Genomic DNA, 15,588 nt, shown 5'->3' with positions numbered 1-15,588 from the left:
ATCCGGAGACGGACTCCAAGCCGGGGCGGTAAGGCGCTCTGCGGACTTCTCAGAGCTTCTGAGGTTCCAGATACCGATACAGCGTCGCCCTGGATACACCCAAGGCTTTCGCGATGCTGCTCACGCTCTCCCCGTTGGCCCGTCGAGCACGCGCCACAGTCAGTAGGTCGTCATTGATGACAGTCGGCCTTCCGCCAGTCCGCCCTTGGGCTTTCGCCGCAGCGAGCCCCGCTTTTGTCCTGTTCCGGATAAGGCTTCGCTCATATTCGGCCATGGCGGCGATGATGGTGAAGAAGAGCTTTCCGTCGTCAGTGGTCGTGTCGATATTTGCCAAGGTGCCTTGGAGCACCTTGAAGCCGATACCTCGTTGGTGCAGCCCATCGACAATGGTCACCAGGTCGATGAGTGAGCGACCAAGCCGGTCGAGCTGCCAGACCACGAGCGTGTCACCTGCTCTGAGGTAGTCCAGGGCAGCACTGAGTTGCGGACGGTCGGCGCTCTTGCCTGACGCCTTGTCCTCGAAGATGCGCGTGCATCCTGCGGCGTTGAGAGCGTCCCTCTGTAGCTGGGCGTCCTGGTCTGTGGTTGAGACCCGGGCATAGCCGACGCGGTGGCGTGTGGGGGTGGAGGAGGTCATGACGGGACGGTCTCACAACTCGTCTCATAACACAAGTGAAGCCAACGAGGTTCTGAGACGGGTTCTGACGCAGGATTCACAAGTCAACGGGGCTGCTGTCCGCTCGTCTCGCAAACCATCGTTTGTGAGACGGCTTCGAGAGCTTGATCTGGCCTCATCGGGGAACTCTGGGGTAATGCCCCCATGGCAAGCTTTTAGGCCCCGCCCGGGGCACCTCCCTTTAACGATGTACGAAATCGGGGTCTAACGTCTCGGATACTCCACCCCAGGGGTAATACCCCTAGCATGCCCAACTGACCCCGTCGGGGGCGGGGTCTTCTATCCATGTACGGGTCTGGGACTTTCCATTAGAGGACATCATTAGCACTGCCATCTGGAGATACATCCTTACCGGAGGGTGTAGTTTCCCGCTGATTGAATGCCGCTATGTATGCGGCATTGTCTGCAAGTACCTGCCTAGCGGGAATGTGAGTGATGCCGTACAACATTCGAGGTCGATTCTCAAGAACCTCATAGAGTTCCGTGAGAGCCTGCTCGTATGAGTCTTGGTCGAATGACGTACGTACCCCTTCAGGCATGGATGGCCCTAAGGCTCTCGGTAATCCGTAGGGCAGCTTGAGATACGTACCGAACTCCGCAGAGGCATTGGCCGGAGTCCCACCAGTAGAACCATTCGCCGTGAATAGCGCCAGCGATAACGAGCCGGTTGGGGTAGTACGAGTTCGGCGGAGTTACCAATAGGTAGGGCGGCCCCGTTCTCGGGAGACCGATTCTTGGCAAATAATCCGATTGGTCGGAGATGACGACCCGTAGGGTCTCTAGGTGCTCTCGCGCGGTCTCGTACTCGTCCACGGCCATATCTGAACGATAGGACGGCCGTTAGCGTGGATCTAGTCGATTCCTGTCATAGAATAAACTCATCCCGGATGGCCTCCAGGATCTCTATAGCTTCCTCTCCTGTCTTGGCGTATCTCTCAAACGTTGAGAAGAGATCAAGGTGATATGAGACGTCTCTAGGGTCCCTCATGATGATGGCACCGTTGAACGTCTCTGCCGTAGCAAGTGACTGGTCATAGACGGTAAAAGTGTTGAGAGGTCCCTCGGGTAGTCGGCTACGGCCGAAGGGGATGATGCCGATTGTAATATTCGGCATTGCGGCAAGCGTAGCAATGTGCCCTAGTTGAACGGACATCACTGCTGGCTCACACAAGGGCCAGCGTAGAGCTAGCTCGGTGAGGAGAAAGATGAACCGCTTGCTGGAGTTATAGAGGATGCTCTGTCTCTCAAGTCTTTTGGCTATTGCCTTTGAATGGTCGCCTGGGATGGTTGCAAGGCTTGCCCTTGCATACTGCGGTGTATGAAGCAAGCCGGTAAGCATGGTCGGCAGGAAAAATCGAATGTGCGAGGCGTTGGCTTCGATGGAAGCTAGTTCGCTTTGTTTGTGATGAAGTCCTTTTCGGAGAGAAGACCTCAGGTCGGTAAATTCCGTGTTCGCCAGTCGGGCTAGAGACTTGATCTGTTCTACCGCCTCCCCGGACACGCCTAGTGCGGAAATGATGCGCTCAACATCGGCGAGAGAGGGGATGACCTTGCCGGTCTCTATCTTGGAAATCTTAGACTGGCTCATACCGCAGCGAACGGCCAGCCGGTCCCCAGTGAGGCCGGCCTGCTTTCGTAGTTCTCTTAGAATCTGGGCCAGCTCGTTTTTTCGTCGACCCAAGTCTTCCTTATCCATGTTCTTCGGTATGCGATGAATCCCCGGCCTCGGCCTGCGCTGAGCCGCTATTGCTAACTATGTTAGGTCGTATATCCGTGTGCGTATCCGTTTCTGGGCGCACTTCGTTCTCCTCTCGCGCCTCCTTTAGTTTGAGTCTGCGTTCAAGTTGGCCCGCGAGAGGTGGATTGTGGGCGCGTAGGTAGGTGAGAGCAACTGTACAGTCATGCTCGTTGAATTCTAGAAGGTCCTGGAGGGCGAACTCCGCCTCGTCATACTGGGCGAGGGTATCCAATCCATTAAGGATAGCTCCCATCCATTCCCCATCCTTGCGAGGCTGGGGGTCCAAGCTTTTCAAATACTCGACAATTGATTGGACCTGAGGGATGGTGACGTAACCGGCGTAGATGGAGTTCGCAAGTATTTCATTTGCGGCTCGCGTATGTACTGCCGCTTGGCAGAGCAATGCAGCGCATGCTACTGATACAGCCAAAACTACCCACATGCGCTCATGAAAGGGAACGATGAAGGTCAGTGTCAACAAAGGAGGCACCACTGCAATCCTTAGATCCGCTTCGGATCTAAGGCGGTCATATTCTTGATACTGAGTTGGCGCTTCCTTCGATAGCTGCGCAGCGCCAAAGCGAATCTTATCGATGGCTGTCTCGATTGGATATATCAGCATCGCTCCGCCTGGCACCCCAGTACTCCCTAGTGAATGCAGGATTGCATCGAATACCAGGCTTCTCGTTGGCTGACTTACGGGTCGCGCCCATCTGGCGAACTTGTTCAGCATGCGAATGGAAAATCGGGGTCCAAGCGGGTTACGTCCTGCCGCCCGTCCGAATTTGTAGGCAAGCCCCGTGATTGCCGCAGGCAGGCGGTACACATTACGGCCGCAAAGGCGAAGCAAGGGCGAGATTGAACTAGTCGCAACCGATCCGAGAAGGTATGCGCCACCAAAAGCGGCGGACGTTGTTAGAGTTGTAGACCATTTGCCGACAGCCTTTGTCGCCACAGATATTGTATGGGTATCCGCAATCAAGTGATGGCGATGGGGCGTAAGTACAAGAACTATGACAGCGAGCCATAGGAGTCCAGATGACAGCGGGGTCCTGATTTCACGGACCCCCGCGAGTAGCGACGACAGAAAGCCCACAAGTCACCTCCGGCGCAGTTGAGCGCTCCTATTCACGTTCGGGAGGGTAGCCGTGCCAGTACTCCCTAAAAGGGACAGCGCCATCAAGTGCGATGTCTCGGTATCGCTTGTACTGCTCGATATCTGGATTCTCGACTAGCTCGCGGCCTATCTGAGTGCCGTCGTGTCGATAAAGCATCTTCACTACGATCTCTTCATCGAAAAACCAAAAGTCATTATCTGGCAGGCCGGCGACCTGCCTTTCTGTGGTGTCGAGAATGCGGATGTCTTCTCCGGCTTGGACGTTGAAGGCGTATCCCCATTCGAATTCGTATCGGAGGTAGTTCGAGAGTGGTCGCTTGACGACGTGGACACGTTGCATGGTCTTACCGGATTGGGTCGCATTTGCGACCTTATCGAGCCATGGGTAATGAAGGTCGGCAGGCGGCTTCTCTCCGGATAGAAACCGCTGGAACTCTTCTTGCTCATCCGTCATGGTGTAGACGGGGTGCAACTCCAGACGGAATGCGGAGCGTTGAAAGTTGGCGGTGTACCTTGCCCAGTCGTCAGCCTTCAAGAGCACGGGCAGCCTCCAAGAGAATGCTTACCGGGATCTCTATGACCGCCTCTCCCTCAGGAGTGCGGATGTCGGTCCGCCGATACCCCTGCACAGGGACCATGCCGTCTGTGGGTCGGTAGACCTTCGGACAGTCGTCCGACTTGCAGTCTCCCGCGATGATCTCGGGCTTGTCGTTGAGGTCCTGTGCCGCCATCGCTGAACCCTCCTCAGGGAAGCCGTCTGTCGGCGACGCTAAGAGGCTAGATTCCTACGGTCAACGGCAACTGGAATATTCGCGATATGGAATATCTAGGACCGCGTGCAGGCGGCTGGACTGCCTGCACTCGACCATGCGTGGAGTCTGGGACTGGATCTTTTTCCGCGGCTCAGGAGCGCTTGGTGGGCCAAAGCGTGACCTGTGTCCCCTCATGGAAGAAGTCGTCTCCCTTGTCGTTCACGACGATGAACGCCGGGAAGTCCTCGACCTCGATCTTCCAGACCGCCTCCATGCCCAGCTCGGCGTACTCCAGCACCTCGACCTTCTTGATGCAGTCCTGGGCCAGGCGGGCGGCCGGGCCGCCGATCGACCCGAGGTAGAAGCCGCCGTGCTTCTTGCACGCCTCGGTCACCTGCTTGCTGCGGTTGCCCTTGGCGAGCATGACGAAGGAGCCCCCGGCCGCCTGGAACTGCTCGACGTAGGAGTCCATCCGGCCGGCCGTCGTCGGGCCGAACGACCCGCTCGCGTACCCCTCCGGGGTCTTGGCCGGGCCGGCGTAGTAGACGGCGTGGTCGCGGAGGTACTGCGGCATCGGCTCGCCGGCGTCCAGCCGCTCCTTGATCTTGGCGTGGGCGATGTCCCGGGCGACGACGAGCGGCCCGGTCAGGGAGAGCCGCGTCTTGACGGGGTACCGGCCGAGCTCGGCGCGGATCTCGTCCATCGGGCGGTTCAGGTCGACGCGGACGACGTCGCCTTCGAGGTCGTCGTGGGTGGTCTCGGGGAGGTACCGCGCCGGGTCGGGCTCGAGCTGCTCCAGAAAGACGCCGTCCCGGGTGATCTTCGCGAGGGCCTGCCGGTCGGCGCTGCAGGACACGGCGATCGCCACCGGGCAGGACGCGCCGTGGCGCGGAAGCCGCACGACGCGGACGTCGTGGCAGAAGTACTTCCCGCCGAACTGCGCGCCGATCCCGAGCTTCTGCGTGAGCTCGAAGACCTGGTGCTCCAGCTCCAGGTCGCGGAACCCGTGACCCGTGGGGCTCCCCTCGGCCGGCAGCGTGTCGAGGTAGTGCGCGGAGGCGTACTTGGCGGTCTTGAGGGCGTACTCGGCGCTCGTGCCGCCCACGACGATCGCGAGGTGGTACGGCGGGCAGGCGGCGGTGCCCAGCGACCGGATCTTCTCCTCCAGGAAGGTCAGCATCCGGCTCGGGTTCAGGACGGCCTTGGTCTCCTGGTACAGGAAGGACTTGTTCGCGCTGCCGCCGCCCTTGGCCATGAACAGGAACTTGTACGCGTCGCCGGGCGCGGCGTACAGCTCGATCTGGGCGGGCAGGTTGCTGCCGGTGTTCTTCTCCTCCCACATGGTCAGCGGCGCCATCTGGGAGTAGCGGAGGTTCAGCCGCGTGTACGCGTCGTACACGCCGCGCGCGATGTGGCGTTCGTCGTCGCCGTCGGTCAGGACGTGCTGGCCGCGCTTGCCCATGACGATCGCGGTGCCGGTGTCCTGGCACATGGGCAGGACGCCGGCCGCCGCGATGTTGGCGTTCTTGAGCAGGTCGAGGGCCACGAACCGGTCGTTCGGCGACGACTCCGGGTCGTCGAGGATCTTCCGCAGCTGGGTCAGGTGGGCGGGCCGGAGCAGGTGCGAGATGTCGTGGATCGCGGTCTCGGTGAGCAGCCGGAGCACCTCGGGCTCGACCTGGAGGAAGCTGCGCCCGCCTGCCTCGAACTCGCTGATCCCGTCGCTCGTCAGCAGGCGGTACTCGGTCTCGTCCGGGCCCTGGGGGAGAAGCTCGGTGAAGGCGAATTCGGGCATCGACGTCCTCGCTGATGACGCGGTCATGGGTGTGGTCCCCAAGACTAGAGCGGCGTGCCGACGGTGCCGAACGCGCCTCGGCCCGGAGCGCCCCTTGCCCTGGCGCGCGGGCGGAGGTATGACGGCAAAAGGGGGAAGTCATGCTGCTCAACGTCTATGCCGGGCCAGCGGGAACGTTCCACCACCCGAGCATCTTCTACATCGTGCTCGCCGTCGTCGGTGTGGCGTTCGTCGCCGGCATCGTCGTGAGCCTGCTCCTGCTGGTGCTGCGGAACATCAACCGCGAGTGGCCGATCCGCTGATCCGCGGCGACGACCACGGCGCCGCCACTCGACGAGGCGGCGCCGGAGTCGGGCGTGCCCGAAACAGGGGCGTACGGTCCGGTCACTGATCACGCTCAGGCCGCCGGGCGCGCGCTGCGGGAGCGGCGCGCCCCCATGTCCGCCACGCCGAGGACCACCCCCACGCCCACGAGAACGGACCCGACGAACTCCGCCGGCCGGATAGAGCGGACGCCCAGGAACACCGTGGTGGCCAGGGCGCTCACGGGGGTCAGCCCGGAGAACAGGCCGGCCAGGTCCGCGCCGATCAGGTTGATCGCGTCGTACCAGAGGATGAACGCGGTGATGGTGACGAACGTCGCCAGGTAGCCGATGCTCAGGGCCTCACTCACGCTCGGACGCCGTACGACGGCGGTGCCGTCCAAGGCCAGGCCGATGGCGAACAGGATCATCGCGGCCGCAGCCGAGGAGTACGCCGACACGAGGATCGGCCCGAACTTCGGCAGCAGCGGGATGGCCAGCAGGGAGAAGAGCACCTGGCCGAAGAGAGCGCCCACGGCCAGCAGCAGGCCGAGCGGCCGGTCCCCGCACATCCCGCTGGTCAGCCCCGCGCCGACGGTGACGATGACGGCGGCGGTGACGAGCCGCGCGGTCGGGCGTCTGCGTTCCATCAAGGGCCCGATGAGCGCGAAGATGATCGGGGCGGATCCGATCACCGTGCCGATCGTCGCGGGGCTGGTGTAGTGCGTCGCGTCGACGACGCAGAGGTTGAATCCCGCCAGCCCGGTGGCGGCCAGGACGGCGAACAGCAGTCCTTCGCGGACGGTCGGCCGGACGAGGAGGGCATCGGGTTCGACGAACGGGAACCGCGTTGCCCGGCGGCGCCTCCGCCACTGGGCGACACCGAGGAGGAAGACGGTGGCCACGGCATAGCGGATGGCCTGGCCGCCGTAGACGGGATAGTGAGCGATCACCGCCGCGACGGCGGCGATGGTTCCGGTGGCGACCATGGCGAGGGCTGCCTGCGCCATGCCACGGGCACGGGCTGCGGACTGTTCCATGACAGTCACGCTAAGTAGCAAATGGTCCTCTCGCGAGGGGCGGCTGAAGATCTTTACAGCGGGCCATGTGTTCGAACGCCGCGCCGCGCCCGCACCCCTGATTCATGGGTTTAGCCTGGTCAGGCCGTTCGGCGGCATCGGCGGACCGCCCGGCGCGGCCCCGCACCGCTCGGTTTCCACGACGTGCCGCTCGCGCTCCGCCACCCACCCGCGACCGCGCCCGCGGAGCGCTCGCCGCCCGCACCCCCGCGTCACGAACACGGCGCCTCCCCGACACGCACTTGTCCCTGATCCGCCGACGGCGTGATCGCCGCCGCCGAGGGGCCCTCCCCCGGCCTCCTGCCCGCTCGGCGGCTCGCCGTTCCACCTCCGAGACCGGCCGCGACACCGCATCCGACGAGGAGCGATCCGGCGAGTTCCGCGCCGCCCGGCGTGCCGAGGCCGAGCACCATCGTGGTGACCGCCGCGCTGACCGGGATGAGGCCGGCGAACAGTCCGGCCCGGTCCGCGCCGATCCGGCCCAGCGCGTCGTACCACAGGACGAACGCCCCCACCGTGACGACGATCGCCAGGTAGGCGAACCCCGCAGCCTCGCCCGGAGTCGGCATCCGCACGACGGCGGTGCCGTCCACGAACAGGCCGACGGCGAGCAGCATCGGGGCGGCGACCGCCGCCGAGTACGCCGACACCCGGACCGGCCCGAGCCGGGGCAGGAGCGGCATGGCCAGCATGGAGAAGGCCATCTCGCCGGCGAGCGCGCCGAGGGCCAGCAGCAGACCGGTGAGGCTGCCGCCCCCGAGCCCGTTGGCCGCCGCCGCGCCCAGCGCCACGACGACCGCGGCGGCCACCAGGCGCGGCGTCGGACGGCGGCGCTCCGCCAGCGGCGCGACGACCGCCAGCAGGACGGGGACGGCGCCCACCACCGTGCCGATCATCGCCGGTGTGGTGTGCCGCGTTCCCTCGACGATGCAGATGTTGAACCCGGCCAGGCCGGTCGCGGCGAGCGCGACGACGAGCGCCCACTCCCGCAGCGTGAGGCGGGAGCGGCGCCGTCCCGTACCGCGCCTCACCAGAGGCGGACCCGCCGGCCGCCGTCCCGTACCGCGCCTCACCGGAGGCGGACCCGCCGGCGGCCGGGGCCACGCTCACGCAGGCGGGCGACGGCCAGGAGGATGAGTGCGGCGACGGCGTACCGCACGGCCTGGCCGCCGTACACGGGAAACCGGGAGATCGCCGCGGACACGGCAGTCAGCGTGCCGACGAGGGTCATCGCGACGGCGGCCTGCACGACGCCGCGTGGACTGGTGGTCTGCTCCATGGGCTGAGACGCTAAGCACTGATTGGTCCGCGAACGAGGACCAATCGGACACCGTCGATGAGGACCATTGTGAAGAAGGGACGCGGGGGTGGACCTGCATCTGACGCTCGATCGCTCCGCCGGACGGCTGGCCGGGCAGCTCGCCGACCGGCTGCGCGACCTCGTACGGCGCGGAGCGCTCGTCCCCGGCCACCGCCTGCCGTCCACCCGCGACCTCGCCGGTGACCTGAACGTCTCCCGGGGCGTCGTGGTCACCGCGTACGAGCAGCTCGTCGCCGAGGGGTTCCTCGTCTCGCGCCAGGGCGACGGCACGCGGGTGGCCCGCGCCCCCGTCCCCGAACCTCCGCCGGCGTCCGGCAGCGCGGCGCACCGGCGCGTGCTCCGGCTCGCCGCCGGCACGGACGCCGGACCGGCCGACCCGCCGGGCATCGCGTACGACCTGCGCCCCGGCAAGCCCGACCTGGCGTCGTTCCCACGGGAACGGTGGGCGACGGTCACGCGGGACGTGCTGCGCGAGCTTCCCCACGCCGAACTGAACTATCCGGACCCGGCCGGCACCCGGGTGCTGCGGACGGAGCTCGCGGGCTACCTGGCGCGCGTCCGCGCCGCCGTGGCCGAACCGGGGACGGTCGTGGTCACCGCCGGGGTCGCCCACGCGCTGGCGACCGTCCCGCGGATCCTCCTGGAGGAAGGGCACCGGCTGCTCGCGGTCGAGGACCCGCTCGCCCATCAGCAACTCCCGCTGATCCGCGCGACCGGCGTGCGCATGGTCGGCGTGCCGGTCGACGAGGAGGGCATCGACGTCGCCGCGCTGGCCCGGACCCGGGCACGGGCGCTGCTCATCACCCCGGCGCACCAGTTCCCCACCGGCGTGGTGCTGTCGCCCAGACGGCGCGCGGCCCTCGTCGAGTGGGCGCGGGCCGTCGACGCGCTGATCATCGAGGACGACTACGACGGGGAGTTCCGGTACGACCGCGAGCCCGTCGGCTGCCTGCAGGGACTCGCTCCCGAGCGCGTGGTCCTGGCCGGGTCGGTGAGCAAGGCGCTGTCCCCGGCGCTGCGGCTCGGCTGGGCGGTCGCGCCGCCGTGGCTGGCGACCCGGCTGCGCGCCGCGCGGGCGCTGTACGACCTCGGCTCCTCGGTGCCGGACCAGCACGTGCTCGCCCGGATGATCGCGACCGGCGCGTACGACCGGCACCTGCGCCTCATGCGGCGGCGCTACCGGGACCGCCGCGACGCGTTCATCTCCGCCCTGACCCGGCGCCTGCCGGAGGTCCGGGTGCACGGCGTGTCCGCCGGGCTGCACGCCTACCTCGAGCTTCCCACCGGCATCGACGAGGCCGAGGTCGTCGCCCGGGCCGCGGCGCTCGGCGTCGCCGTAGAAGGCGTCGCCCCGATGCGTCTGGGGCACGCGAGGCCGCCCGCGATCGTCGTCGGCTACGCCCGCGTGCCGGAACGCAGGCTCGCCGAGGCGGTGAACCTCCTCGCACGCGCCGTATCCGGCACCGGCGGCCCCGAACCCGCGACCTGAGAGACGCCGGGCGGACTGCCCCCCGGTGAGGGCTCCTCCCCGATCGAGGAGACCGCCACCGCCCCCGAGGCCAGGACGGCGCTCGCCGTTCCCGGGCTGAGAGCGACGCTCGTCGTTCCCGGGCTGAGAGCGACGCTCGTCGTTCCCGGGCTGAGAGCGACGCTCGTCGTTCCCGGGCTGAGAGCGACGCTCGTCGTTCCCGGGCTGAGAGCGACGCTCGTCGTTCCCGGGCTGAGAGCGACGCTCGTCGTTCCCGGGCCGAGGGCGACGCTCGTCGTTCCGGGGGCGAGGGCGGTGCGTGCCGTCCCGGGGCCGAAGGCGGCGCTCATTCCGGGGCGAACGGCGCACACCGTAACGGGGCGAGGGGGACGCTCGTCGTACCGGGTGCCGCAGCACCCCCTCCGGTCCCTTACGGCACCGAGGAATCGGCTGTGTCGATCGCTCATCCGCGGGTACGACGTGCTGCGATGAGGAGGACGACAATGAGTCTTGACGAAGCCGCCCGCCAGCTCGAACTCGCCGCCCACGACACCCAGGTCGCCTTTGACTGCATCGGCCTCGGTGACATCGAACGCGCCCACACCCATACGATCACCGCCCGCGCGGCGGCCGACGCGGCCGAGGCCGCACTGCGGATAGCCCTCACCCAGTTGAAGACCCCCGAGGAGGCCGAACGCGCCGGTGAGGAGGCCATCCAGCGCCTCCAGCGGGAGATGAGCCCGCACGCGTCTTCCCCGCCCTAGAGTCCGCCGTCGGCCGCGTTCCCCGCCTTGATGGGGAACGCGGTTTTCCGGCTACGCCTACGATCGCCTTGTGCGTGTGGGACCACAGCCCGTGGAAGGCTCCGGCGGACGCCGCGCCTCGGTCGACGGCCGTCCCGCCCCGGCTCTGCGTGGCCGCGTCCTCGCCTACACGGGCTACCGGGAGACGACCCCGACACCGGTCCGCCGGCGGAGACACCCGCCGGCGAGCTGATCCTCATCCTCGGGTTCGGAAGAGCGCACCACGCGCAGCCGGCACCGGACGCCCACGACCTGCGCCCGTTCACCTCGTTCGTCGCCGGGTTCCACGACCGGCCGACTCTGACCGGTCACGACGGAGGTCAGTTCGGCCTCCAGGTCCGGCTCGACCCTCTCGGCGCCTTCGCCCTGTTCGGCGTGCCCGCCCATGAGCTGAGCAACCGGATCGTGGCCTTGTCGGACCTGTTCGGCGCGGCCGCCGAGCACTGGACGGAGCGCCTGGCGGATCGGCGATCCTGGCGGGCACGCTTCGCGCTCCTCGACGCGCTTCTCGCCGAGAGGATCGCGGCGGGCCCGGTGCCGTCGCCGGAGGTCGCGTCGGCGTGGCAGGCGATGCGCCGCGTCCACGGCGCGGTGCGGATCGCGGACCTGGCCACCCGGACCGGGCGCAGCGACCGGTACCTCGCCGCCCGCTTCCGGCAGCAGATCGGCACGACGCCCAAGAACGCCGCGCGCGTACTGCGCTACGAGCGCGCGGCGCGACTGTTGGCACGCGGCGATCTAACTCCGGCCCACGTCGCGGTGGTGTGCGGGTACGCCGACCAGGCCCACCTGACGCGGGAGTTCACCCGGTTCGCGGCCACGACCCCGGCCGTCGTCCGCCGGTGGGCCGCGTAAGCGGTCGATTTCCTTCAAGACGCGGACATCGGACTCCTCCTACGGTCGTCGCGTCGGTCCGGAAGAAAGGAATCGATCATGTACGACCCGCGACGCGGCTATCCGATCATCGTCCCCTGCGTCCTGTACGACGATCCGCCGGCGGCGGCCCGGTGGCTCTCGGCCGTCACCGGGGTCCGCGAGGTGGTCCGGGCGTCGCTGCCGGATGGCTGGGTGGGTCACGTGGAGGTGGAACGCGACGGCCTGATCATCCTCCTCGGGCGTCGTGGTGGGCAGTTCGCCGGCACGTCGAGCCTCACTCAGGTCTTCGTCGACGACCTCGACCGGGCGTGCGAACAGGCGGTCGCCGGAGGAGGCGTGATCCTGGAACCGCCGGAGGACCGGCCCTGGGGAGTTCGTCAGGCGGTGGTCGCGGACCCGGAGGGGCAGCGTTGGGCCCTGACCAGCCATGTCCGCGACACCGACCCGGCGACCTGGTACGGCAGGATCCTCGGGCCGGTGCCCGGCTGAGCGACCGGTAGCGCCCGCCCCGGCTCCAGGCGACGGGGCGTTACCGCGTCGAGGTCGCGGTCGTCGAGACGGACGCGCGGCCGTCCTGACGACCGGAACTCGACCCTCCGTCAGGGCGTGCCGCGCACTCAGGCGACGGGGCGTTCGGCGACCGCCGGGTTGGGCGCCGCACCGGCGACCGGTGTCGGCTCGAACCCCCGGGCCGTCACGAGGACGACGAGGCAGAGCGCGGCGCCGATGGCGTACGCGAGCCACAGGTCGGAGGCGGCCGCGCCCGCGACCACCGCCCCGAGCACGAAGCCCGCGTAGTTGAAGACGTTGACCCGGGACACGGCGATGCCCAGCCCCGTCGGATCGAGGCGGCCGGCCGCCGAGAACGACGTGGGCACCACGACGGACAGGCCGAGCCCCGCGACGGCGAACCCGGCGATGGCGACGGCGGGGTTCGGAGCGGCGGCCGCGGTGGCCAGCCCGACGCCGCCGACCAGGCCACCCGCCGCGACGACCTTCGCCGCGCCGCGCGCGCGGACGAGCAGGTCCGCGCCGGTCCGGCTCAGCATCATGAAGATCTGGTACGCGACGTAGCCGAGCGGGGCGACGAAGCCGGAGGCGTGCAGGTCGTCCTTGAGGTACTTCGCGCTGTAGCTCGAGGTCGCCGAGTCCGCGATGTACATGCAGGTCACGGCCGCGCCGATGATGACGATCGGCTTCCAGGGCACCCTCTTGGCCGCGGCCTTCAGCTGTTCGTCGCTGGGCCCGGTGGCCTCCATCGCCTTCGGGTACAGGCGGCGGCCGGCCGACACGGACACCACGAGGCCGAGCGCCGCCGGGATGGCGAAGCCGGTCCCCAACCCCATGTCGACCTTGTTGGCGAGTGCGCTCCACAGGCCCGCGAGGATGCCCGCCGCGCTCCACACCGCGTGGAACCCGGTGAGCAGGCTCTTGCCGTACCGCGTCTCGGCGGTCACCGCCTGGGCGTTCATCGACGCGTCCACCGCGCCGACGAACAGGCCGAACAGCGCCGTCGCGCCGTACAGCGCGAGGTCCCCGGGCGCGATCCCGATCGCGACGATCGACAGGAGGACGAGCGGCTGGGCGGCGCGCAGCACCGGGCCGCTGCCGTGCCGCGGCATGAGCGAGCCGGCGAGCACGCTGCCCAGCCCGGCGACCACGGGCACGGCCAGGAGCACCAGCGCGAGGGTGCCGTCGCTGAGGTTGTGCGCCTTCTGGATCTCCGGGATACGGGTCACGAGAGCGGCGAAGGAGAGCCCTTGGACCCCGAACGCCGCGTACGCCGCGCGCCGACCTCGCCGAGTCCGTTGATCGATGTCCGCCGCCACGCTGTCCTCCGGAACGTGAAATACGTTCGCGTCAGCGTAGGTATTGGATCTCGGCAGGTCAATAGACCCGGAGGCGATCCGGCGGAGCGGCCGGGCCGAGGTGACCGAACACTACCCGGGCGATCGGTGAAAGAGAGGTGACCATCCCCCCCTGTGGAAGGCAGACGATGAGACGAAGGACCTGGGCATGGCCGCGGTGATGCGAGCGCTCCCCACGGAGGAGGCCACCGACGCCGCGATCATCGAGCAGTCCTTGCGTGAGCCGGAGACCTTCGCGGCGATCTTCGACCGCTATTACGCGCTGATCCACGGGTACGCCGCCCGCCGACTCGGCGGGAGCCTGGCCGACGACGTGGCCGCCGAGACGTTCCTGATCGCGTTCGACAACCGGACGAAGTACGACCTGTCCCGCGCGGACGCCCGGCCGTGGTTGTACGGGATCGCCTCCAACCTGATCGCCCGGCATCACCGCGCGGAGGTCCGCCAGTACCGCGCGCTGGCCCGTACGGGCGTCGACGAGGTCAGCGAGGGCCACGCGGACCGCGTCGTGGTCCGGCTCGACGCGCAGGCCCACCGGGGGCGGCTGGCGGCGGCACTGGCCGAGATCGCCGACGGCGACCGGGACGTGCTCCTCCTGGTCGCCTGGGCCGACCTGACCTCGGAGAAGGCGGGGGAGGCCCTCGGCATCCCCGCCGGAACGGCACGGTCGCGGCTGCACCGCGCCCGCAAGCGGATCCGCGCGGCCCTGGGCCGGACCGACCCGACGACCACCCGAGAGGGCCGATGACGATGGACGACCTGACCACCCTGCGCGACGCCTGGGACCGCCCGGCGCCCCCGTCGGCGGCCGCGTACGCGGCGGCCCGCGCGGCCCTCCTGGAGCGGGCCTCCGCCCGTACGGCCGGAACGGCGCCCCGGCGTGCCCGCAGGTTCCGGCTGCCCCGGATGGGCCTGCGGATCGCCGCCGTCGGGGCGCTTGCGGTCACGATCGCGGCCGGGGTGACCGTGGCCCAGAACCTCGGCGGCACGGACAAGAACGGCCACCCCCGCCCCGTCGTGCCCGGTCTGCCCGGCGGCCCGGTGGCCAGCGCCCAGACGGTGCTGGCCCAGGCGGCCGAGCACGCACAGGCCCGCCCGCACCAACCTCCCCGCGCCGACCAGTGGGTCTATACCGAGACGCGGTACACCTCTCCCGGGAACCCGCCGATCGGCAAGGTCCAGACGTCCAAGACGCCGCTGAAGACACAGATCCGTCGGACCTGGTACCGGGCCGACGGCAAGAGGTCGGCCTTCTACCACGACGGCAGGCTGCTGATCGGCCCGTCGGGCGGTGGGTTGCCTCCTGTCGGCTATACCTCCTTGTCGGCCCTGCCACGTGACCCGGACGCGCTGCTGGCGTGGTTCCGCCGGCAGGGTGTCCCAGGCGACACCGCGGATGAACGCGACGGCCATGTCTTCGACCTCCTGGGCTCACTGCTCAACAACAACGGTGTCGTGCCGCCGCAGCAGGAGGCGACGGTCTACCGGGCGATGGCGAAGATCTCCGGAGTGACGCTCAACAAGGAGGCGGTGGACGTCGACGGGCGTCCGGCTCTCGCCGTCTCCCGCGTCGACGAGGGCTGGCTGCGGAGCGAGATCCTGTTCGATCGGAAGACGTACGCCTTCCTGGGCCAGCGGTCCATCGCGGTCAAGGACCACACGGGCGATGCCGGCACCGGGAAGTCCGGTTCCTGGACCGTCAAGAAGGGAACGATCGACGTCTTGTCCGTGCGCCTCGCGGCCGGCGTCGTCGACAAGCCCGGACAGCGCCTCTAGCGGACGCCAGACGGAAT

The 15,588-nt window shown here is 67.9% G+C and carries 18 protein-coding genes; 7 read left to right on the top strand and 11 right to left on the bottom strand.

Going from position 1 to position 15,588, the window contains the following annotated elements; all coding sequences use genetic code 11:
• Positions 1-49 precede the first annotated feature (49 nt).
• The 6 genes from ACYVF7_RS51110 to ACYVF7_RS51085 all read right to left on the bottom strand — a co-directional run bounded on the left by ACYVF7_RS51110 (position 50) and on the right by ACYVF7_RS51085 (position 6,078).
• On the bottom strand, positions 50-637 hold the full coding sequence (locus tag ACYVF7_RS51110; RefSeq protein ID WP_460354243.1) for a recombinase family protein: 588 nt from the start codon (positions 635-637) through the stop codon (positions 50-52).
• Positions 638-1,541: 904 nt separating this feature from the next.
• Positions 1,542-2,372 carry a helix-turn-helix domain-containing protein gene (locus tag ACYVF7_RS51105; protein WP_460354241.1) on the bottom strand — a complete coding sequence of 277 codons (831 nt, stop codon included), beginning with the start codon at positions 2,370-2,372 and terminating at the stop codon, positions 1,542-1,544.
• Positions 2,365-3,036: a hypothetical protein gene (locus ACYVF7_RS51100; RefSeq protein WP_460354239.1), complete on the bottom strand. Its 672-nt coding sequence runs from the start codon at positions 3,034-3,036 to the stop codon at positions 2,365-2,367. The genes ACYVF7_RS51105 and ACYVF7_RS51100 overlap by 8 nt, the downstream gene beginning before the upstream one ends.
• Before the next feature lie 502 nt (positions 3,037-3,538).
• Positions 3,539-4,072: a DUF6879 family protein gene (locus tag ACYVF7_RS51095; protein WP_460354236.1), complete on the bottom strand. Its 534-nt coding sequence runs from the start codon at positions 4,070-4,072 to the stop codon at positions 3,539-3,541.
• Positions 4,056-4,262, bottom strand: a complete 207-nt coding sequence (locus ACYVF7_RS51090; RefSeq protein WP_460354234.1) for a hypothetical protein — start codon at positions 4,260-4,262, stop codon at positions 4,056-4,058. Before ACYVF7_RS51090 ends, ACYVF7_RS51095 begins: the two co-directional genes overlap by 17 nt.
• Positions 4,263-4,434: 172 nt before the next feature.
• Positions 4,435-6,078: a fumarate hydratase gene (locus tag ACYVF7_RS51085; RefSeq protein WP_460354233.1), complete on the bottom strand. Its 1,644-nt coding sequence runs from the start codon at positions 6,076-6,078 to the stop codon at positions 4,435-4,437.
• A gap of 140 nt (positions 6,079-6,218) precedes the next feature.
• Between ACYVF7_RS51085 and ACYVF7_RS51080 the strand changes: the two genes are divergently transcribed.
• Positions 6,219-6,380: a hypothetical protein gene (locus ACYVF7_RS51080; protein WP_460354230.1), complete on the top strand. Its 162-nt coding sequence runs from the start codon at positions 6,219-6,221 to the stop codon at positions 6,378-6,380.
• A 95-nt stretch (positions 6,381-6,475) separates the two neighbouring features.
• Here ACYVF7_RS51080 and ACYVF7_RS51075 read toward each other — a convergent pair whose 3' ends face one another.
• From ACYVF7_RS51075 to ACYVF7_RS51065, 3 genes are all read right to left on the bottom strand, one after another.
• Complete coding sequence (locus ACYVF7_RS51075; protein ID WP_460354227.1) at positions 6,476-7,420, bottom strand: DMT family transporter; 945 nt, start codon at positions 7,418-7,420, stop codon at positions 6,476-6,478.
• Between the two features lie 251 nt (positions 7,421-7,671).
• Positions 7,672-8,490, bottom strand: coding sequence for an EamA family transporter (locus ACYVF7_RS51070; protein WP_460354224.1), 819 nt, complete (start codon positions 8,488-8,490; stop codon positions 7,672-7,674).
• 38 nt (positions 8,491-8,528) lie between these two features.
• Positions 8,529-8,738: a hypothetical protein gene (locus ACYVF7_RS51065; protein WP_460354221.1), complete on the bottom strand. Its 210-nt coding sequence runs from the start codon at positions 8,736-8,738 to the stop codon at positions 8,529-8,531.
• 88 nt (positions 8,739-8,826) lie between these two features.
• Here ACYVF7_RS51065 and pdxR point away from each other — a divergent pair, with 88 nt between their 5' ends.
• Together pdxR and ACYVF7_RS51055 are read left to right on the top strand one after the other, a co-directional pair.
• Positions 8,827-10,269, top strand: coding sequence for a MocR-like pyridoxine biosynthesis transcription factor PdxR (pdxR, locus tag ACYVF7_RS51060; RefSeq protein ID WP_460354219.1), 1,443 nt, complete (start codon positions 8,827-8,829; stop codon positions 10,267-10,269).
• A gap of 482 nt (positions 10,270-10,751) precedes the next feature.
• Positions 10,752-11,012, top strand: coding sequence for a hypothetical protein (locus ACYVF7_RS51055; RefSeq protein ID WP_460354216.1), 261 nt, complete (start codon positions 10,752-10,754; stop codon positions 11,010-11,012).
• A 174-nt stretch (positions 11,013-11,186) separates the two neighbouring features.
• On the opposite strand, the gene ACYVF7_RS51050 is transcribed toward ACYVF7_RS51055, so the two are convergent.
• The gene (locus ACYVF7_RS51050; protein ID WP_460354214.1) at positions 11,187-11,438 is read right to left on the bottom strand and encodes a hypothetical protein; all 252 of its coding nucleotides are present in this window, start codon (positions 11,436-11,438) and stop codon (positions 11,187-11,189) included.
• On the opposite strand from ACYVF7_RS51050, the gene ACYVF7_RS51045 reads away from it, so the two are divergent.
• Complete coding sequence (locus ACYVF7_RS51045; RefSeq protein ID WP_460354212.1) at positions 11,427-11,906, top strand: helix-turn-helix transcriptional regulator; 480 nt, start codon at positions 11,427-11,429, stop codon at positions 11,904-11,906. The two genes, ACYVF7_RS51050 and ACYVF7_RS51045, sit on opposite strands and share 12 nt — an antisense overlap.
• Positions 11,907-11,984: 78 nt before the next feature.
• Positions 11,985-12,416: a VOC family protein gene (locus ACYVF7_RS51040; RefSeq protein WP_460354209.1), complete on the top strand. Its 432-nt coding sequence runs from the start codon at positions 11,985-11,987 to the stop codon at positions 12,414-12,416.
• A gap of 128 nt (positions 12,417-12,544) precedes the next feature.
• Here ACYVF7_RS51040 and ACYVF7_RS51035 read toward each other — a convergent pair whose 3' ends face one another.
• On the bottom strand, positions 12,545-13,756 hold the full coding sequence (locus ACYVF7_RS51035) for an MFS transporter (protein WP_460354208.1): 1,212 nt from the start codon (positions 13,754-13,756) through the stop codon (positions 12,545-12,547).
• A 187-nt stretch (positions 13,757-13,943) separates the two neighbouring features.
• Between ACYVF7_RS51035 and ACYVF7_RS51030 the strand changes: the two genes are divergently transcribed.
• The gene (locus ACYVF7_RS51030) at positions 13,944-14,543 is read left to right on the top strand and encodes an RNA polymerase sigma factor (protein ID WP_460354206.1); all 600 of its coding nucleotides are present in this window, start codon (positions 13,944-13,946) and stop codon (positions 14,541-14,543) included.
• Positions 14,540-15,571, top strand: a complete 1,032-nt coding sequence (locus ACYVF7_RS51025; RefSeq protein WP_460354203.1) for a CU044_5270 family protein — start codon at positions 14,540-14,542, stop codon at positions 15,569-15,571. The genes ACYVF7_RS51030 and ACYVF7_RS51025 overlap by 4 nt, the downstream gene beginning before the upstream one ends.
• Positions 15,572-15,588 lie beyond the last annotated feature (17 nt).

This window comes from Actinoallomurus acanthiterrae (genome assembly GCF_054775715.1).
Note: the sequence above shows the minus strand (reverse complement) of the source record. Positions and strands in the feature narration are given on the sequence as shown.